Genomic DNA, 19809 nt, shown 5'->3' on the forward strand with positions numbered 1-19809 from the left:
TGGGGGAAAGGCCGGCATTTTAGCCAAGTTGGCCCTCGGATGCGCGGGTTGTCTGATGGAAAGCCGAGGCGGTGATGCCCCATTGCCCGAGCCAGTAGGTGGCGATCAGCAAATACGGCGCTGCCTCGAACGCCAGCACAAACCGATTGATGCCGATCAGCGCGTCGGAAACCACAAACGACACCGCACCCGCCGCCGCCAGCCACGCTGAACGCTTGGGCACCTCGCTGCCCAGTCGCGCCAACGCACGCCAGAGCATGGCGCTGATCACCAGCGCGTAAACCACCACCGGTATCAAAAGCTCACCGAGGCCGTGGGAGATCAGGATGCTCAGCAAGATTGCGCCTACGCCGAGGGCCAGCACCAGCGGCAGCAGCGCCAAGCGCCGACAGTCACTGAAATAGGCTTTGAGATAGGCCAGGTGCGCGAACAGAAACGCGCCCAGGCCAAAGATAAACAGGTCGCCTGGCCAGGCGAGCAACACGTCGCCCACCAGGGAAAAAATTAACCCCAGGCTGATCCAGCGTCGATACTCGGTGGGCGGCGCGTCATGCAGCCAACCCAGCAGCGCCAGCACCGGCAGTGGCTTGACCAGCAGGCACAGCAGCGTCGCATGGGTCGCCAAGCCATAGACAAAGGTGCCGGCGCCCATCAAGGCAAGGATCAGCCATGGCATATCAGTTCACCGTAATGGCGCAGTCAAAGGTTTCGGCAGGTTCGGCCTCCGGCTCCCAAGGTTGCTGGGATGTCAGGCGCAAACGCCCTTGCCCTGCGGCAAACGCCTGGAAGCGCCAGGTGGACTGGCCGCCACCGCCGATCACGCCGGACTCGGTGCTGCTGTAGACCTCGGGGCTCAAGGCGCGCAACACGCCGCCGGCGGAGTCCTGGATGGCCCAGCGGTAACCGGTGGTGGGGTTGCTGGGCAGGGTGAGGATCAGGTTTTGCCCGTTTTTAAGCTGGAGCGGGCAGGCGCTCTGGTTGTCCACGCTGACGTTTTGCTTGGGGGCACTGGCGCATGCGGCCAGCAAGACAAGGCTCAAGGGGAGAAGCAGGCGGGCAGCGGTCATGAAGGCTCCGTTAATACACGACGAAGGGGGAGCATAACCGAAGATGAGACAAGGTGTGACAAGGTGGGGTTTTGCGTTGGCCGATCGTTCCCACGCTCTGCGTGGGAACGTTGCCTTGGACGCTCCGCGTCCGCTTTGTGACGCGGAGCGTCACGGGATGTATTCCCACGCAGAGCGTGGGAATGATCAGGTCTGGATATTTCTCAGAAGAGCACCTTCGCCACATCCGCAAACCGCTTGGCAAAGTGCACCGTCATCCCTTCCTTCAAATAGTCCGGCAACTCTTCAAAGCTGCCACGGTTGGGCTCCGGCAAGATCAACTCGTGAATCTTCTGGCGCCGCGCCGCAATCACCTTCTCGCGCACCCCGCCAATCGGCAGTACATGCCCGGTCAAGGTCAGTTCGCCGGTCATCGCCACGCCTTTTTTCGGCGGTTGGTTGCGGGCCAGGGACAGCAACGCACTGGCCATGGTCACGCCGGCACTCGGGCCGTCTTTCGGCGTGGCGCCTTCCGGCACGTGCAAGTGCACGAAGGCTTCGTCGAAGAACTTCGCATCGCCGCCAAACGACTTCAGGTTGGAACTGATGTAGCTGTAGGCGATTTCGGCGGACTCTTTCATCACTTCACCCAACTGCCCGGTGAGCTTGAAGCCGCGGTTGAGCGTGTGGATGCGCGTCGCTTCGATCGGCAAGGTGGCGCCGCCCATGCTGGTCCACGCCAGGCCGGTAATCACGCCGGTGCCGGACAGCACTTGCTCATTACGGAATACCGGCATGCCCAGGGAGCTTTCCAGGTCCTTGTTGCCGATCTTGATCACCGAGTCCGGCTCATCCAGCAGTTTTACCACCGCCTTGCGCACCAGCTTGCCCAGTTGTTTCTCCAACTGACGCACGCCGGCCTCTCGCGCATAACCGTCGATCAAGGCGCGCAAGGCACCGTCGCTGATGGTCAGGCTGTTTTTGGCCACGCCGGCTTTTTCCAACTGCTTGGGCCACAAGTGGCGCTTGGCGATGGCGACTTTTTCTTCGGTGATATAGCCCGACAGGCGAATCACTTCCATGCGGTCCAGCAACGGACCGGGGATTGAGTCCAGGGTGTTGGCGGTGCACACGAACAGCACTTTGGACAGGTCCAGGCGCAGGTCCAGGTAGTGGTCGAGGAATTCGACGTTCTGCTCCGGGTCCAGGGTTTCCAGCAGCGCCGACGCCGGGTCGCCCTGGAAGCTCTGGCCCATCTTGTCGATCTCGTCGAGCATGATCACCGGGTTCATCACTTCCACGTCTTTCAGCGCCTGCACCAGCTTGCCGGGCAGGGCGCCGATGTAGGTGCGGCGGTGGCCCTTGATCTCGGCCTCGTCGCGCATGCCGCCAACACTGAAGCGATAGAACGGCCGCCCCAGGGATTCGGCGATGGACTTGCCCACACTCGTCTTGCCCACGCCCGGCGGGCCTACCAGCAATACGATGGAACCGGCGACTTCGCCCTTGTAGGCGCCCACCGCTAGGAATTCGAGGATGCGGCTCTTGATGTCATCCAGGCCCGCATGGTGCTTGTCGAGCACTTTGCGCGCGTGCTTGAGGTCGAGTTTGTCTTCTCCGTACACGCCCCACGGCACCGAGGTGGCCCAGTCCAGGTAGTTGCGCGTGACGGCGTATTCCGGCGAACCGGTTTCCAGGATCGACAGTTTGTTCAGTTCTTCATCAATGCGTTTTTTCGCTTGCGCCGGCAGCACTTTGCCTTGCAGGCGCTGTTCGAACTGTTCGACATCGGCGCTGCGATCGTCCTTGGTCAGGCCCAGCTCCTGCTGGATGACCTTGAGTTGTTCCTTGAGGAAGAACTCACGCTGGTGCTCGCCAATCTTGCGGTTTACCTCGGCGGAGAGTTCTTTTTGCAGGCGCGCGACTTCCACCTCTTTGCGCAGCATCGGCAGCACTTTTTCCATGCGCTTGAGCATGGGCACGCAGTCCAGCACTTCCTGCAGTTCATTACCTGTCGCCGAGGTGAGTGCCGCGGCAAAGTCGGTGAGCGGCGACGGATCGTTGGGGCTGAAGCGGTTGAGGTAGTTCTTCAACTCTTCGCTGTACAGCGGGTTGAGGGGCAGCAGTTCCTTGATCGCATTGATCAGCGCCATGCCGTAGGCCTTGACCTCATCGGTCGGCTCGCTGGGCTGATGCGGGTATTCGACTTCCACCAGGTAAGGTGGGCGGTGGTGCTTGAGCCAGGTCTTGATGCGCACGCGGGTCAGGCCCTGGGCGACGAACTGCAGCTTGCCGTTCTCGCGGCTGGCGTGGTGCACCTTCACCAGGGTGCCGTACAGCGGCAGGGCGGAGGTGTCGAAGTGCCGTGGGTCTTCGGGCGGCGTGTCCATGAAAAACAGCGCAAGGGAATGGTGGTCGGATTTGCTCACCAGCTCCAGGGTTTCGGCCCAGGGTTCTTCATTGACGATCACCGGCAACACTTGTGCCGGAAAAAACGGCCGGTTGTGGATCGGGATGATGTAGACCTTGTCCGGCAGATTTTGCCCAGGCAGGGCCAGGCCAGTATTGGACGAGGGGGCTTCAGCGTTTTCGGGGTCGGCGTAATCGTTGAGGTCGTAATCTGGAAATTCTTGCTGGTCGCTCATGGGGCACCTGCATCAGTAAGTATGCAGGTTAGATGGGGCGGGGTTGCGGTGGTTTCAATGGGGGGGCGTCGTTAGCAACAATTTGCATGAAATAACGGGAGGGTTGCGGTCAACGTAATTTACCCCTCCGCTTTTCGAACTGATCGTCAATAATGTGACGGCTAGACCCAGCCTTTATTGGGTTTACTTATCCCCAGTCCCAGCTAACCTGCTTTAATAAAATTCCCCATAAAAAAGGATGTTTTTTTGACGCCGGTTAGCAGTCGGCAGGGACGCGTATGACACAAGGAAAGCACGGCCAAGAGCGACGAGCGCGGCCCGAGGGCGCGGCCATGCACTGGCGCCACACGTTTCAGACCCGCATAGCCGGGGTGCTGGCGCTGTTGTTGCTGGTGGTCGTGGCCGCCACCTATTTTGCCGTGCACGCTGCCACCACCCGTGCGGTGGAGAACCAGGCCGACGTACAGTTGAACACCGGGCGGCAGGTGTTCGAGCGCCTGCTGGACCTGCGCGGGCGGCGCTTGCAGTACGGGTTGGACTGGCTGACCGCCGATGGGCCGTTCAAGCAGGCGGTGGCCGGCGGCCGGACGGTGCCGATCCTGGAGGCCCTGGGCACCCATGGCACCGGGGTCAGTTCCAGCGAAGTGGTGGTGCTGGGCCTGGATGACAGGGTCATGGTCAGTACCCTGCTGGTGCAGACGCGGGGCCAGTTGTTCCCGTATGCCGATGCCTTGCGCAAGGCGCGGCGCAGCGGCCAGCAAATGTTGATCGTCGCCATGGCCGGGCGCCCCTATTTGCTGGTGCAAAAAGATGTGCTCGGGCCTGTGCCGATCGCACGCGTGGTCATGGGCTTTCCCATGGACACGCAATTCGCCCATGAACTGCGCTCCATGAGCAATCTGGAGGTGTCGTTCCTCAGTGTGCAGGACGGCCATCTCGGTCAGCTGTTCACCACCCACCCTGGCAATTGGCGCCCAAGCATTATCAACCTCTTGCATGGCACGCAGGTCGATCCTGAGGCGAAGATCCAGCTGTTCCATGGCCAGCGTGTGCTCAGCCAGGTGTTGCCCTTGGCCAATAGCGGCGAAGGCGATGAAGTGCGTGTGTTGCTGCAAAGCCCGCTGGACCATGCGCTGGAATCCTTCGCGCCGCTGGACCGGCAGTTCATGGGGATTGCCCTGGCGGTGCTGCTGGTCTCGCTGGCGGTGGCATTATTCCTGGCGCGGCGAGTGTCACGCCCGCTCAATGCGCTGGTGCAAGCCGCTGAACGGATCGGGGCCGGTGACTACCGCACCCCGGTGCGGGTGCGCAGCCACGACGAGTTCGGCCTGCTGGCGCGGGCGTTCAATGCCATGCAAAGCGGCATCGCCCTGCGCGAACGGCAACTGGCCCACAATGCCTTGCATGACCCGCTCACCGGATTGCCCAACCGTGCCTTGGCCATGGAGCGCCTGGGCAGTGCGATCAGCGCACGGCGGTCGGTGGTGTTGCTGTACGTGGGGATTGAAAACTACCGAGTCATCAACGAAGGGTTTGGCCCCGAAGGTGTCGAGCACATGTTGTGCGAGGCCAGCCGCTGCTTGTCCAGCAGCCTGTTGGCCAGCGACACCGCAGCACGCATCGCCGGCAGTGAGTTTCTGTTGTTGCTGGAAAACACCGAGATCGACTCTGCCGTGGCCCGCGCCGACCAGTTGCATGGGGCGTTGACCGAACCCCTGCGCATCGGCAATGACGAAGTGCGCCATGAGGTGAGTATCGGCATCGCCGCGTACCCTGCTGATGGGCAGCAGGTGGAAGAGTTGATCAACCGCGCGGCCATCGCCCGGCACGACGCGGCCAACCTGCCGGGGCATTTGCAGATCTACCAACCGGACCGCGACCTCGCCCACCAACGCCAGATCACCCTGATTCGCGACTTGCGCCGCGCCGTGATCGAAGGCGAGTTGTTCCTGTGCTACCAACCCAAGCTCGACCTGCGGCACGGGCACGTGGGCCAGGCCGAAGCCTTGCTGCGCTGGCAACACGCGACGCTGGGGCAAGTGTCTCCGGGGGAGTTCATTCCGTTGGCCGAACGCACTGGCAGCATGGGTGCCCTGACCCTGTGGGTGATCGAGGAAGCCATCCGCCAGATTGCCGAATGGGCGCAGCGTGGGCTGGTTATCCAGCTGTCGGTGAATATCTCCGTGAACGACTTGGCGGATGATGACTTGGCCATTCGCGTCACCGCGCTATTGGCCCAATACCATGTGGGCGCCGAGCATTTGATTTTCGAGATTACCGAGAGCGCCATTATGCACAACCCGCAGCAGGCCCTCAGCGTGCTGGAGCAGTTGCGCAATTGCGGGATCAGCCTGTCGGTGGATGATTTCGGCACCGGTTACTCGTCCCTCGCCCAATTGCAGCGCCTACCGGTGCAAGAGCTGAAGATCGACCAGTCCTTTGTGCGCAACCTCGACAGCACCAGCGGCGACGGCGTGATCGTGCGCTCCACCATCGAGATGAGCCATAGCCTGGGGCTCAAGGTGGTCGCCGAGGGCGTGGAGTTCGAACACAGCCTCACCTTGCTCAAACGCTGGAACTGCGACACGGCCCAGGGCTACCTGATCAGCCGGCCGCTCAATGCCATGGCGTTCGAGCGGTGGATGCGGCGTGAGCAGGTGCCAACCTAGACAGTTTGACTGTGGCGAGGGAGCTTGCTCCCGCTGGAGTGCGAAGCGCTCCCAGGATTTTGGGGCCGCTGCGCAGCCCAGCGGGAGCAAGCTCCCTCGCCACAGGGGGGCTACTTTGGCAGCGTTCAAGCGACCAGGGCTTGCAATCGCACCCACAACCTTTGGACATGCTGATGCTCGGTGCCCAGCGCGCCGATGGACACCCTCACCATCCAGCGCTCATCGAGGATGGCGGGGGTGACGTAGGCATCGCCTGACTGGTTGAGTTTTTCTGCCCAGGCTCGCGTGTGATGGTCCAGTGCCTGGCCTTCCAAACCCGGCGGTTCATGGCGAATGCACAGGGTTTGCAAGGCGGGCGGGGCCACCAGTGTCCAGTGCTCAGTGGCTTCGATCTGCTCTGCCAGCCAGCGCGCATTGGCCAGGTCTCGCCGCAACCGCGCTTGCAGGCCGCTGACGCCTTGCTCGCGTATCAGGAACCACAACTTCAAGGCGCGGAAACGGCTGCCCAGGGAGATCCGCCAGTCACGGTAGTTTCGCACTTGGCCGTCTGCGCTGGACTGCAGGTAACTCGGGTTGGTGGTCATGATGCGAATCAAATGCTCGGGGTCGCGCACGAAGTACACCGAGCAGTCGAAGGCCGCGCCCAGCCATTTGTGCGGGTTGAGCACTAGGGAGTCAGCCTTTTCGATGCCATCCCACAAGGCCCGGCATTCTGGCAGGATCATTGCGGCGCCGGCCATGGCCGAGTCCACATGCAGCCACAGGCCGTGACGTTGGGTCAGTTCGCCAATTGCATCCAGGGGGTCGATCGCCATGGCGGCCGTGGTGCCGGTGGTGGCAATCACCACGCAGGGCGTGTTACCGGCGGCCAGGTCCTGTTCGATGGCGTGCGCCAGTGCCTGGGGCGACATTGCATGGTGTGCGTCGGTGGCGATGGTGCGGATATGGTTCTGGCCGAACCCGGCCAGGATCGCCGCCTTGTTGACCGAGCTGTGGGCATGGGCTGAGGTGTAGACGATCAGGGGCGCGCTGCTGTTTTGCAGGCCGTTGTGCATCAGCGCGTAATCGGAGCTGCGTTCCCGGGCGCTGATAAGCGCCACCAGCGTGGAGGTGGACGCAGAGTCCTGGATCACACCGCTCCACGTGTTGCCCAGGCCGAGCATGTCGCGCAGCCAGTCAGTGGTGACTTCCTCGATTTCGGTGAGAGCCGGACTGGATTGCCAGGACAACCCAATCACACCCAGGCCGGTGCTCAGGCAATCGCCCAGCACTGAGGACAGTTCCACATTGGAAGGGAAGAACCCGAAGAAACTGGGATGCTGCCAATGCAGCAAGCCGGGCATGATCAGTTTTTCGACGTCGCCCATGATCTGTTCGAACGGTTCGGCGGTGTCAGGCGGGCTGGCCGGCAGGGCAGCTTTGATCTCGCCAGGTCGGGTGGTGGGCTGCACGCCGCGTTGTTCGATGTTCTGTCGGTAGTCTGCAATCAGGTCGATCATGGCATAGCCATGTTGGCGGAATTCTTCGGGGGTCATAGATAAACGTCCATGTGCACGAGCAATAAAAGTATTAGCACCAGAAGTAAAACGGTTCGCCGGGGGTATAGCCGACAAACGACTGCATGCTGACGCGTTTTCCCGAATCGAACCCGCAGATGGCGTGGGGGCGGCGGGTATTGATGAGCACCAGTTCGTTCTTGCGTGGGCGGATGCGCAGCGGTTTTTGTAAACACTGTTCGGGCAGTTGGGCACCTTCGAAGCGCTTGACCTCATCATAGCTAAAGGCTTGGGTATCCCAGATGATCAACTCGCCCCCCGAAGGCGGTGTTTGCAGGTAGATATTGGCGCTGAATTGATGCTGCAGTTCAGCGATTGTGCGGGGCAGGCAATCCACATGGGGCACCGTTTCCGAGAGGTGCGCCGTCTCCGGGAACATGACGCGGATGATCCCGCAAAACATCGGTCGGCCCTGGAACGAAGCGGCTGTTGCACCTTGCGGCCAGAGCGCCTGGAACTGTTCCATCAGCTGTTGAATGGGCGGTTTTTGCGGCGCACAGAGGCTGTCGATAAGGCCGCGCATACGGGCCGCGTCTGCATAATATTTTTCTTGTGCGTCACCGCCGGCGGCCTTGCCGTACGTGGAGTTGAACGGGTTGCCCCAGCGATGCACACCATAGAAGTGCTGAACGACGCGCCCCTCTTCATAGGTTTCATGACCATAGTGTTCCAGGGTGGCGGTATCGTCGATGGCCTGAATCAACCGTGCGCTGGTGGTTGCGTTGGCAAATTCAGGTACCCGAATGGCAAGCACTTCGCCACTGATGAGTTTTTTCAAACTGGCAGTATTGAGGTGTTCAAGCTCCAGGATTTTTGTGGGGGTGGAAAGAATTGGTTTTGTAGCGACATGGTCCGTCATGCAGTGAAGCTCCCTTTAAAGTTTTATCCGTACGCCTTTTGTATTACGCAGGGTGTGCGCACTAAATTAGTTTTAAAGGGTTGAGGGGAAACCACGGGGGCATTTTCAGCAGGCAAAAAAAAGCGGCTGCCCAACCGGGCCGCCGCTTTTTTGTCCCGCCAGCGTTGCTTAATCTGGCAGTTTGAACGCCATCACATAGTCACCCTGCTTGGTCCCCAGGGAACCGTGACCGCCCGCCATGACCAGCACGTATTGCTTGCCGTCCTTGCCGGTGTAGGTCATCGGGGTGGTTTGCGCGCCTGCAGGCAGGCGGCCTTCCCACAGTTGCTTGCCGTTTTTCACGTCATAGGCACGCAGGTACTGGTCCAGGGTGCCGCTGAGGAACGCGACGCCACCGGCGGTGGTGAACGTACCGCCCAGGCTAGGCACGCCCATGGTCAGTGGGATTGGAACCGGCGAGCTGTCACGCACGGTGCCGTTCTTGTGCATCCAGATGGTCTGGTGGGTGGTCAGGTCGACCGCCGCCACGTAGCCCCAGGCCGGTGCCTGGCACGGCAGGCCCATCGGCGACAGCAGTGCTTCAAGGATCACACCATACGGGGCGCCTTTGTTCGGCTGCACGCCTTCGGTTTCGCTGACGCGTGGGCCTTGCTTGGCAATGTCGGCAGCCGGGATCAGCTTCGATTTGAACGCCATGTAGCTTGGGTTCACGAAGGCGATCTGGCGAACCGGGTCAACCGAGATGCCGCCCCAGTCGAACACGCCGAAGTTGCCTGGGTACACGATCGAACCTTGCAGGGACGGCGGGGTGAACGGGCCGTCGTAGCGCATGGATTTGAAATCGATCCGGCACAGCATCTGGTCGAACGGTGTCACGCCCCACATGTCGCGTTCTTTCAACGGCGGCGGCATGAAGTTCAGGTCGGACTTGGGTTGGGTAGGGGAGGTGCGGTCGCCCGCCACTGCGCCCTGTGGCACCGGGATTTCATTGACGGGCACCACTGGCTGGCCAGTGGCGCGGTCCAGCACGTAGATGCTGCCTTGCTTGGTCGACGCCATCACTGCCTGCTTCACGCCCGCAGCGGTCTTGATGTCGATCAGCGAAGGCTGGCCGCCCACGTCCATGTCCCACAGGTCGTGGTGGGTGAACTGGAAGGTCCACTTCACGTGGCCGGTGTCGATGTCCAGGGCGGTCAGGCCCGCGGCGTACTTCTCGGACTCATCGGTACGGTCGCCGCCGTACTGGTCGGGCATCTGGTTGCCCATCGGCAGGTAGAGCATGCCGAGTTTTTCATCCACGGCGAACATGGACCACATGTTCGGCGAGTTGCGGGTGTAGGTCTTGCCCTCGGCCAACGGTGTGGTGTCGTCCGGGTTGCCGCTGTCCCAGTTCCACACCAGCTTGCCGGTGTGCACGTCGAACGCGCGGATCACGCCGCTTGGCTCGTCGATGGAAACGTTGTCGGTCACGTGACCGCCGATCACGACCAGGTTCTTGGTCACGGCCGGTGGCGACGTGGAGTAGTAACCGCCTGGGGCGAAGCTACCGATGTTGGCACGCAGGTCGACCTGGCCTTTGTCACCGAAGTCTTCGCACATCTTGCCGGTGTCGGCGTTCAGGGCGATCAGACGGGTGTCGGCGGTCGGCACGAAGATGCGTTTCGGGCAGGCATTCGGAGCGGCGGCCGGGCTCGCAGTGCCAGTCGGGCTCTGCTCGGAAGCGTAGGCAGCGTCATCGTGGTACGACACGCCACGGCAGGTCATGTGCGCCCAACCTTTGAAGCTCTCAGCACCCTGGGTGGTGATTTTCGGGTCGAAACGCCAGATTTCCTTGCCGGTATCCGGGTCCAGGGCAATCACTTGGCTGTGTGGTGTGCACACGTACAGCATGCCATTGACTTTCAGCGGGGTATTTTCCGCGGTGGTTTCACCGGGATCGCCTGGGCCAGGGATGTCGCCAGTGCGATAAGTCCACGCCGGCACCAGCTTATGGGCGTTCTCCGGGGTGATCTGTGCCAGTGGCGAGTAACGATCACCAAAGGCCGAACGGCCATAGGAGTTCCAGTCGCCATCGGCCTGGGTTGGCGCAGCGCTGGCCATACCCGGCACCGCGTCGCGGTCCAGTTGGCCGGTCTTGACCATTTCACCTGGGTTGGTGAATTGGCTGGCCAGGGCGGTCGCGCCCGCCAGCACCACGGCAACGCTCAGCGCGCCAGTGCCCAGCGGTGCGGCTTGGCCACGCAGCAATGGCCGACGAAACCACGGCAGCAGCATGACGATGCCGAGGGCGAACAGCAGGGCCAGACGCGGCACCAGTTGCCACCAGTCCAGGCCCACTTCCCACAGGGCCCACACGGTGCTGGCAAACAACACCAGTGCATACAGGCCCAGCGCGGCGCGGCGAGTGGCCAGCAGCAATACGCCGGTCACGGCAATGCCGATACCGGCCAGCAGGTAGTACAGCGACCCGCCGAGCATACTCAGCTTGACGCCACCGGCCAGCAAGGCCAGCCCCATGATCAGCAGCAAGACCCCCAGCAGCCTGGGCAACAGGCGGCTTGGGCTTGAGGCACCATCAGTGCTCATAGTGTGTTTCTCCGTTACGTTGGAATTATGTAACCCCGTGCTTCACTCACTGTAGATGACGATTCGGCTCGGGCTTGGTTCATCGTTATTTTTGGTTTTTTCTGTGGATAACCGGGTTATCCACAGGCGGGCAATCAATCCCCTGGCGCAGGTCGATTCAAGACAGCGCTGTCTTTGTGCAGGAAGAAATTCGGCAAAGGGAGTCGACCGGGAGGTGAAGCGTTTCAGATTGTTGCGAAGGATAATGCGGCGGGGCGTTTTGAGAAAGGGTGAATCGCAAGATGCATCATTTCAGTTTTGGTAACAGTGACAGATAGTCGCTGCAAAAATAGCCTGATGGCAGGCTCTATCTCTGTAGGAGCGAGCTTGCTCGCGAAAAACTCACAGGCGCCGCGTTTATTCAGGAAGCGCGCGTTATCGTTGGCGTTTTTCGCGAGCAAGCTCGCTCCTACAGGGGGGGGGTGAGGTGACGGTTAGAAAGTGGTGCGGATGCCGAACTGCACACTGCGCCCCGGCGCCGGTGCGATGTCGCGCAGGATCGAGCTGGCATAGCGCACGGTCTGGTTGGTCAGGTTCTCGCCATTGACGAACGCCAGCCACTGGCTGCCGCCCACATTGAAGCGATACCCCGCGCTGGCACCCAGGGTGGTGTAGCCATCGGTGCCGCTTTCGTTATCCGGCACACGCCCTTGGCCTGCGGCATGTTCCACGTCGATACGCGCTTGCCAGCGATCCAGTTCCCACAGCAAGCCGCTGTTCAAACGCAATGGCGCAATGCGCGGCAAGGCTTCGCCGGTGTCCAGGTTGGTGGCGCGGGTGTAGTCGCCCGACAGTTCCAGCGCAAACTTACCGTAGGCGCCTTCGCCGAGCTTCCAGTGATCCTGGGCTTCGAAGCCGGCGAAACGTGCGCGCACACCAGAATATTCATACTCGGGAATACCTCCCGCGTCCTCTTCGCCTTCATCGTTCAGGGTACGACCCGTGCCCAACAAGCCGATGTAATTGGAAAAGTGGCTATAGAACACGCCGAAGCTGCCCTTGTGGGTGCCGTTGTCAAAGCGCAGGGCCAGGTCGCTGGACACGGCCTTTTCTTTCTTCAGGTTGGCATCGCCCAACTCGTAGGTACCGGTGGCAACGTGGGCGCCGTTGGCGTACAGCTCGTAAAAGGTCGGCGCGCGTTCGGTGTAGCCGAGGGTGGCAGCCAGGGACCAGATCGGCGTGAGGGTGTACACCGCACCTGACGACAGGCTACCGGCGGTGAAGTCACTGCTCTTGTCGGCATTGGCAAAACGCTCGTTGCCTTTGGCGTTCGGGTCGACGCTGGTGTGTTCCAGGCGTGCGCCGAGGCTGAGTTTCAGGCGTTCGGTGGCTTGCATTTCTTCGAGGATAAACAGCGCGCCGGCGTTGGTGTCGGTCTGCGGCACGAAGGCTTCTTCGCCCAGGGCCGAGAACTCGTTGCGGGTCACTTGGGCGCCGACCACGCCATCGAATGGGCCAATCGGCTGGTGACGAGCTTCCACCCGCGCTTCATAGCCTTTGTTCTTGAAGGTGGTGCCGGTTTCACCGCCTTCGATTTCGCGGTGTTCGTAGTCGGTGTACCCGGCGTCGATTTTCACCGAGGTAAACGGCCCTTGCAGGTTGCGGATCTCGGAGGCAAAGGCGTAGTGGTCCTGTTTCATGCGGATGCGCACATCCTGCTCGGCGGGTGAGCCGTAGTTACTGTCGTAATTACTGTAGGACAGCCCGGCATAACCATCGTCCCAGGTGTAGGAACCGCCCACCGCGCCGCCGTCCTGGCGCCCATTGCTGTTACCCAGGCGCCCGTTTTTGCCGGGTCCGTTTTCGCTTTCCGGCGCGTGGCGGCTGCGGGCATAGCCTGGGATTTTAAGGTCGTTGAACTCGCGCGCATTGGCATCCAGGTGCAAGGCGAAGGTGCCGTTGCCGGCTTCCAGCTTGCCGGCGCTGCTGCGGGTGGTGTCGGCGCCGCCGTAGCGCAACTCGCCAGCGCCATGGATGCCTTCGATGGCTTCGGTGGGGATGCGATTGTCGAAGGTGTTGACCACCCCACCGATGGCGCTGCCGCCGTACAGCAGGGCTGCCGGGCCCCGCACGATTTCGATGCGGTCAACGTTGATCGGGTCCAGTGGCACCGCGTGGTCGTAGGACAGCGACGAGGCATCCAGCGCCCCCACGCCGTTACGCAGGATGCGAATGCGGTCGCCATCCTGGCCGCGAATGATTGGGCGGCTGGCCCCCGGGCCAAAGTACGAAGACGACACGCCCGGCTGCTTGTTCAGGGTTTCACCGAGGCTGCCTTTTTGTTGCAGGGTCAGGTCATCGCCTTCCAGCACGGTGGTGGGCGAGGCGAGTTGTGTGCTGCCCAGCGGGTTGCCGGTGACTACTTGGGGTGGCAGTTCCAGGGCATGGGCCTGGGAGCCAATCAACAGGGCGGCGGCGAGGGGCGACAAGCGCCAGAGAGAAGGCAGCGACATCTGATATTCCTGGGCAAAGTGACTGATAATTTAAGTTACAATATAACATCTCTTTTCTGTGAAAAAGGGGGAACTTTTCCTGGCGGGCTATATTCAATGCGATGCTTCCACCTGCTCGCCCCGTCGGCTAAGGTGCGCGGCTGTGTTCCTCTTTTTGCAAAAGGCCCGGCATGACCGCGACAAGCAATGACCCGCTCCACGGTGTGACCCTGCAGCACGTGCTCACCACCCTGGTGGAACATTACGAGTGGAGCGGCTTGGCCGAGCGCATTGATATCCGCTGCTTCAAGAGTGACCCGAGCATCAAGTCGAGCCTGACTTTCCTGCGCAAAACCCCGTGGGCGCGGGAAAAGGTCGAAGCTTTGTACGTCAAGCTGATGCGTACCAAGCGCCCCCTGGATTGAAAGCATGAAGCGCTTTGTCGCGACGGCAGCCTTGGCCGGTTGGGTGGGGTTGGCTATCCAGCAATACCTGATTCTCTATTCGCGCTGGGCCAGTGGCGCGAGCTTGCTGGGCGGCCTGATCAGTTTCTTCAGCTTCTTCACCGTTCTGACCAATACCCTGGTGGTCGTGGTGCTCAGCTACTCACTGGTCAAGCGCGACTCAGCCGCCAAGCGGTTCTTCCTCGCGCCTCGCATCAGTAGCGCGATTGCCGCGAGCATCGTGGTGGTGAGCCTGGCCTACAACCTGCTGCTGCGGCATCTGTGGAGCCCGCAAGGCTTTCAATTTATCGCCGATGAATTGCTGCACGACGTCATGCCGTTGTTGTTTGTGGTGTATTGGTGGCGGTGCGTGCCCAAGGGTACGTTGCGGCTCAAACACATTGCCGGCTGGGTGATCTACCCATTGGTGTACTTCGGTTATGTGCTGCTGCGGGGGCATATGCTCGGGCAGTATCAGTACCCGTTCATGGATGTGGACAGCCTCGGTTATCCACAAGTGTTTGTGAATGCCGGAGGGATTTTGGCAGGGTTTATCGTCATTGGGCTGGTGATCGTTGGCCTGGACAAGCGCCTCAAATCACCCTCGATTTAAAGTGAGCACCATTAAGGTGGGAGCAGGCAAGCCAGCTCCCACCTTATTCATTCTTCTTCGCTGCCCTCAGCACGCCAGTAACCCACGGCCTTGAGGTATTCCTCATTGACCTTGTGCGTATCCAGCAGCACCCGCCGTACCTGGCGTGACAACTTGGTTTCGGTGGCGACAAAGCTGTACAGCGTGCCGCTGGGCAGCGTCAGGTTGCGCACCACGTCGAGCAGGTCATCCTGGCCGCGCATCACCCAAATAATCTCGACGTCCGCCGCGCTTTGCAGCGCTTGTTGCTCCGCCGCATCGGCGATTTCAATCACCGCCAGCACCTTGCGCCCGGCCGGCAGTTCTTCCAGGCGTCGACCGATGGCGGGCAGGGCGGTTTCGTCGCCGATCAGCAGGTAGCTGTCGAAAATGTCCGGCACGATCATCGAGCCTCGTGGCCCGCCGATATACAGGTGCTGACCGACCTGCGCCTGCTCGGCCCAGGTAGACGCAGGGCCATCGCCATGCAGCACGAAGTCGATATCCAGCTCGCCGATTTTCAGGTCGTAGCGTCGTGGCGTGTAGTCGCGCATGGCCGGTTGCGGGCCGTCGCCCTTGATGGCGAACGTCGGGCTTTCCAGCGCCGCTTGCTCGGCGGCGTTCTGCGGGAACAGCAGCTTGATGTGATCGTCGCTGCCCAGGCTGACAAAGCCCGCCAGCTCAGGCCCGCCCAGTGTGATGCGGCGCATGCGCGGGGTGATGTCCACCACCCGCAGCACTTCCAGGCGGCGGCGTTTTATTTCATGGGTTACGCGGTGAATGGCTTGTGTGTTCATTGGTCTGTCCCGTCGGCAATGGCTTGGGCGGTGCGGTTGAGCAGCGCCGCAACACGAACGATTTCCTGTGGGCTCCAGTGCCCGTTGTGCGAATGCAAGGCATGGCGCAGGTTATGCACCGCTTCGTGGATTTCAGGTGGGCGATCGTGGCCGCGCAGCGAGCGTTTGCTCACATCGATGCGCATGCGCACGCCGTCCAGGGCAACGGCCTGCTCACTTAGAAAGAGACGACCGGCGTCGGTGATTGTGTAGTGTTTTTTCCCGCCTTCGGCATTGCCGCTGATCAGCTCGCTCTCTTCGAGGAAGGTCAAGGTCGGGTAGATCACGCCGGGGCTGGGGCTGTAGGCGCCGTCGAACAGGCTTTCGATGCGGCGGATCAGGTCGTAGCCGTGGCATGGCTGTTCGGCGATCAGCGCCAGCAGCAGTAATTTCAGATCACCCGGTGCGAAGATGCGAGGACCGCGACCGCCACGTTTTTCGAATTCACCGCGAGGTTCGTTTCTCATGCAGGCTCTCCAGACAGGTTTAGATATAACTTAAGATATATCTTAACGTGGCGGTAGGGCTTGGCGACCAACGGTCGTCGGCGCCTTTTCCGGCAGAGGACCTTGGAATACGTGGAATACGATTAATTTTAGAGTCATAACTTTAATTAGAGTTTAAACTCAGTTAAGTTTATGTCCGGCAGCTTGTTTGTGGTATTTTTCTGAGCGAAAGTTCTTTTGGTTGGCCCTGTTTTTTGTGTTGTAGTCTTGTTCTTACAGCTAATTTAAAAGTTTTGGCAAAGTGCCATGTTTTTCTCTCAATCCCTGATTAATAGGGCTACGCAGGCGTGAGAGGTTGCCTGCATACCTACTGTTGTTTTGAGTTGATCATTGTTTGGCGTTGCAACTAACGGCGGCGCGTTCGTTGTTAAGGCGGTTACTTGGCGACGAATCACTCAATGTTGATAACTACAGGTATTGACCATGTTCAAGAAGTTCGCGATTGCTGTTCCCCTGGCTGTTATGGCGCTGTCCTCCTCGGTAACAGCTTTTGCTGCCGGTGAAGCCAGCCACACCGTCAACATGAAGGCCACCATCCCGACTACCGTGTTCCACGCTCAGCCGCGTGACCCGAACTGGGGTCGCGATGAAACCATGACCTACAACCTGGTCAGCGGTGAGCTGGCGCCGTTGAGCGCCATCTACGACATCAAGAACACCAATGGTTCGGTTCACGCCTACATCGAAGGCGGCCCGGCCGTGCTGTTCAACGGTGACCCAAGCCAGAACATCCCGCTCACCACCACCCTCAATGGTGTGACCCTGACCGGCACCCCACAGGAAGTGGTCAACGAAGCCGACTCCACCCCAGGCGTAGGTGCGGAGATGCGCATCGTCGCAGCCAAGCCTTCGGCGACTCAGCGCGGTTCGTACACCTCCGTGATGCCAGTGGTCTTCGACGCGGTACTGCCAGTAGCGCCTTGATGCCACTTAATGCCCGCTTGGCGCGGGCATGACTTTTCAGGTCGGCGAATGCCTCCTCCGTTCGCCGGCCTGGTTTTTGATTCTGGTCTCCTGGCATTCAGAGTATCCGTTCATGTTCCCGATGACGCCTATCGCGGCTGCGCTTGCGCTGCTGATATGTACGAGTGCGCTGGCGGCACCTGCTGCTTCCGGTGCAGCCACGCCCGGCAGCCTGATCACTCAGGCCCAAGGCTTGCCCGCAGGCTTTGCCGATCACTTTTTCGATGTACCCCTCGCGGTGCGCGTAGACCTGGACCACCAACTGCTTGGCGAAGCGCTGATCGTGCTGTCCCGGGACGACCGCGTCACCCTGCTCGAATTCACCGACACCGGCGACAGCAAGGTGCCGGCTGCCACCCGCGACACCTGGCAAGGCCTGCTGGAAAAAGGCGTGGCGTTGGGCGCCTGCACCCAGTCTTGCCCGCAAAAGATGATCTCTGCTTACTACAATCTGGAAAGCTCGCAGTTGTCGATCCTCACGCAGGACGTTGAACTGAGTAGCGAAGCCCCGCGCTTTTACGACCAGCCCGACGGCGGCAGCCTGGGGTTGATCATCAACAACCAGCTCAACCTCAATGGCGGTCAGCAAGACAGCCTCGGCGGCCGTTATGGTTTGCAAGCCAGTTCCAGCGTGGGCAACTGGAGCCAGGTGTTCAACCTGCAACTGGCGCGCCAGAGCGGTAATGACCAACCCATGCGCCACGCGATTCATGAGCTGTACACCCAGCGTGAACTGGAGGGGCAGTTTTTTCGCCTTGGCCACTTCACCCCCAATTCCGATGGCCTGACCCGTCAACTGCGCAGCTTCGGCGCCAGCCCCGACACCGCCTTGGGCATCATGTACGGCAGTTCCGACAGCCTGGCGATCAACAACCCCAAGCCCAGCGTGTACCCGATCTATGTCACCGCCAACCGTCAGGCAGCGGTAGAGATCTATCGCAACGGCTTGCTGATCAACACCCAGGCCGTGGCCGCCGGCCTGCAAACCCTGGACACCCGGCCACTGCCCGGCGGTATCTATGAAGTGGAAGTACGCCTGGTGGAAGACGGCCTCACCACCAGCACTACGCAGGAGCTGGTGTACAAGCCCGGTAACTGGCGCAACGCCGAAGACCGCTGGCGCTACAACCTGTTCGCCGGGCGCGAAACCAAGCTGTTCAGCAACTGGGACGAGCAAGCCTCGGGTGCGGTGACGGCCGGCGCGTCGCTCAATTACCTGCTCCACCCACGGGTGATTCTTGGCCTGTCGGCCCGCCAGGTGCGCGAGCAACTGCAATATGGCAGCTCGGTGGACTGGACCGTTGCCGACAACACCAGCCTCTATGCCAATGTTTATCAAACCCGTGAACATGGCACGGGCCTTGACCTGCAAGGGCTCTACAGCTTCGGCGCGACCAACCTGGTGTTCAGTCACAACCGCAGCTGGCTCGACACCCGCGACACCTACGAAACCCTGCCCGACGGCACGCGCCTGCGGCGCAACACCTTTGTCGGCCAGGCCAGCAATTCGGCGTTGTCGGTCAACCATCGCCTTGATGCGAAAAACACTTTGAACATGCGAGTGTCCCACAGCCAAGGCAACGTCGAAGGTGCGGGGCTGGACCTGGGCTGGAGCCGTCACGACAGCTTTTTCGGCAGTGATGCTAACTGGCGTTTCTCGGTGTTCGACCGCCCCGGCAGCGCCGGCACCAATGACCAGCGCAACCGTGGCGTGGATGTGAGCCTGAGCGTGAACCTGGGCAGCGATGGCCGGCAGATTTCCGGCAGCATCGGCACCCGCACCGCCCGTGATGGCGGCCGCGATAACAACGCGTCGATCACGTATCGCCAGAACCTCACCGACCATGTGCTGCAAAGTGTCTCGGCCACGGCGATCACTGATACCTACGGCGTCGGCCTGTCAGGCATGGCCAACTTCAGCACCGACGTGGTCAGCGGCGACGGCTTTGTGCAGCGCAGCTCCTTCAATGGCGATTTCAGTGGTGGCTTGAACCTCAACAGCACCTTCGTCGCGGGCGCCGGGAAAATGCTGCTCAGCAGCCAGTACCAGGGCAACGGCGCGGGGATGATCATCGATGTGGAAACCGACCTTGACGAGATCGCCCTGCGCGCCGACGACCTGGGCGGCGGCAGCGCGGTACTGCGTCCGGGGCGCAACTACGTTCCGGTCTCGGCCTACAAGAGCAGCAGCGTGAGCTTCGACTTCGAAGGCAACCACCCGCCGGCGGCGAACATCCAGCCCGCACGCTCCAGTTACCACCTGAACAAGGGCGGCGTGGACTACCGCAAGATCACCGTGATGAAAACCGTCACCGTACTCGGCCGCCTGCTGGATGAACGCGGCGCGCCGCTTAAAGGCCATCACGTAATCAATCACGCCAGTCGTGGGGTCAGCGAAGTGGACGGGTTCTTCTCCATGGAGATGAGCGCCAGCGCGCCGACCCTGCAGGTGCGCTACCAGAACCAGTTGCTCTGCCAGTTCCGCCTGGACCCGAGCACTGCGCCGGATGAAAACGACGTGCTGATGATCGGTGATCTGCGCTGCACGCCGGACACGCTGGCCGAAGCTAACCACAAGGGCGAAACCGCCGGTTGACG

The 19809-nt window shown here is 61.0% G+C and carries 15 protein-coding genes; 5 read left to right on the top strand and 10 right to left on the bottom strand.

Annotated features, from left to right (window positions below; all coding sequences use genetic code 11):
• Positions 1-19 precede the first annotated feature (19 nt).
• From ACP7CZ_RS04430 to lon, 3 genes are all read right to left on the bottom strand, one after another.
• On the bottom strand, positions 20-676 hold the full coding sequence (locus tag ACP7CZ_RS04430) for a lysoplasmalogenase (protein WP_034128651.1): 657 nt from the start codon (positions 674-676) through the stop codon (positions 20-22).
• A 1-nt stretch (position 677) separates the two neighbouring features.
• Entirely contained in the window at positions 678-1067 is a 390-nt protein-coding gene (locus ACP7CZ_RS04435) for a protease inhibitor I42 family protein (RefSeq protein WP_057976107.1), read from the bottom strand.
• A gap of 203 nt (positions 1068-1270) precedes the next feature.
• Entirely contained in the window at positions 1271-3691 is a 2421-nt protein-coding gene (gene lon / locus ACP7CZ_RS04440; RefSeq protein ID WP_106117910.1) for an endopeptidase La, read from the bottom strand.
• Positions 3692-4023: 332 nt separating this feature from the next.
• Between lon and ACP7CZ_RS04445 the strand changes: the two genes are divergently transcribed.
• A complete protein-coding gene (locus ACP7CZ_RS04445) occupies positions 4024-6360 on the top strand; it encodes a putative bifunctional diguanylate cyclase/phosphodiesterase (RefSeq protein ID WP_127880872.1) in 2337 nt (778 codons plus the stop codon).
• A gap of 125 nt (positions 6361-6485) precedes the next feature.
• Here ACP7CZ_RS04445 and ACP7CZ_RS04450 read toward each other — a convergent pair whose 3' ends face one another.
• The 5 genes from ACP7CZ_RS04450 to ACP7CZ_RS04470 form a co-directional block, all read right to left on the bottom strand.
• Positions 6486-7895 carry a pyridoxal phosphate-dependent decarboxylase family protein gene (locus ACP7CZ_RS04450; RefSeq protein WP_127880873.1) on the bottom strand — a complete coding sequence of 470 codons (1410 nt, stop codon included), beginning with the start codon at positions 7893-7895 and terminating at the stop codon, positions 6486-6488.
• 34 nt (positions 7896-7929) lie between these two features.
• On the bottom strand, positions 7930-8775 hold the full coding sequence (locus tag ACP7CZ_RS04455) for a 2OG-Fe(II) oxygenase (RefSeq protein ID WP_294164116.1): 846 nt from the start codon (positions 8773-8775) through the stop codon (positions 7930-7932).
• 168 nt (positions 8776-8943) lie between these two features.
• Positions 8944-11361 carry a glucose/quinate/shikimate family membrane-bound PQQ-dependent dehydrogenase gene (locus ACP7CZ_RS04460; RefSeq protein WP_034127999.1) on the bottom strand — a complete coding sequence of 806 codons (2418 nt, stop codon included), beginning with the start codon at positions 11359-11361 and terminating at the stop codon, positions 8944-8946.
• A gap of 224 nt (positions 11362-11585) precedes the next feature.
• Positions 11586-11801 (bottom strand): hypothetical protein, encoded by a 216-nt coding sequence (locus ACP7CZ_RS04465; RefSeq protein WP_034127998.1) that lies wholly within the window; start codon positions 11799-11801, stop codon positions 11586-11588.
• 33 nt (positions 11802-11834) lie between these two features.
• Positions 11835-13853, bottom strand: coding sequence for a TonB-dependent receptor (locus tag ACP7CZ_RS04470; RefSeq protein WP_096143392.1), 2019 nt, complete (start codon positions 13851-13853; stop codon positions 11835-11837).
• A gap of 170 nt (positions 13854-14023) precedes the next feature.
• Here ACP7CZ_RS04470 and ACP7CZ_RS04475 point away from each other — a divergent pair, with 170 nt between their 5' ends.
• Positions 14024-14257 carry a VF530 family DNA-binding protein gene (locus tag ACP7CZ_RS04475; protein WP_054897681.1) on the top strand — a complete coding sequence of 78 codons (234 nt, stop codon included), beginning with the start codon at positions 14024-14026 and terminating at the stop codon, positions 14255-14257.
• Positions 14258-14261: 4 nt separating this feature from the next.
• Positions 14262-14888 (top strand): Pr6Pr family membrane protein, encoded by a 627-nt coding sequence (locus ACP7CZ_RS04480; protein ID WP_054897682.1) that lies wholly within the window; start codon positions 14262-14264, stop codon positions 14886-14888.
• Positions 14889-14935: 47 nt separating this feature from the next.
• Here the strand turns inward: ACP7CZ_RS04480 and ACP7CZ_RS04485 are convergent, their stop codons facing one another.
• Both ACP7CZ_RS04485 and ACP7CZ_RS04490 read right to left on the bottom strand, forming a co-directional pair.
• On the bottom strand, positions 14936-15703 hold the full coding sequence (locus ACP7CZ_RS04485) for a siderophore-interacting protein (RefSeq protein WP_072447586.1): 768 nt from the start codon (positions 15701-15703) through the stop codon (positions 14936-14938).
• Complete coding sequence (locus tag ACP7CZ_RS04490; protein ID WP_294164124.1) at positions 15700-16209, bottom strand: PadR family transcriptional regulator; 510 nt, start codon at positions 16207-16209, stop codon at positions 15700-15702. Before ACP7CZ_RS04490 ends, ACP7CZ_RS04485 begins: the two co-directional genes overlap by 4 nt.
• A gap of 462 nt (positions 16210-16671) precedes the next feature.
• Here ACP7CZ_RS04490 and ACP7CZ_RS04495 point away from each other — a divergent pair, with 462 nt between their 5' ends.
• Positions 16672-17172: a CS1 type fimbrial major subunit gene (locus ACP7CZ_RS04495; RefSeq protein ID WP_054897684.1), complete on the top strand. Its 501-nt coding sequence runs from the start codon at positions 16672-16674 to the stop codon at positions 17170-17172.
• A gap of 112 nt (positions 17173-17284) precedes the next feature.
• Complete coding sequence (locus tag ACP7CZ_RS04500; RefSeq protein WP_186526468.1) at positions 17285-19807, top strand: CS1-pili formation C-terminal domain-containing protein; 2523 nt, start codon at positions 17285-17287, stop codon at positions 19805-19807.
• Positions 19808-19809 lie beyond the last annotated feature (2 nt).

This window comes from Pseudomonas sp. DWP2-2, from assembly GCF_049897065.1.
GTDB lineage: Bacteria > Pseudomonadota > Gammaproteobacteria > Pseudomonadales > Pseudomonadaceae > Aquipseudomonas > Aquipseudomonas paracarnis.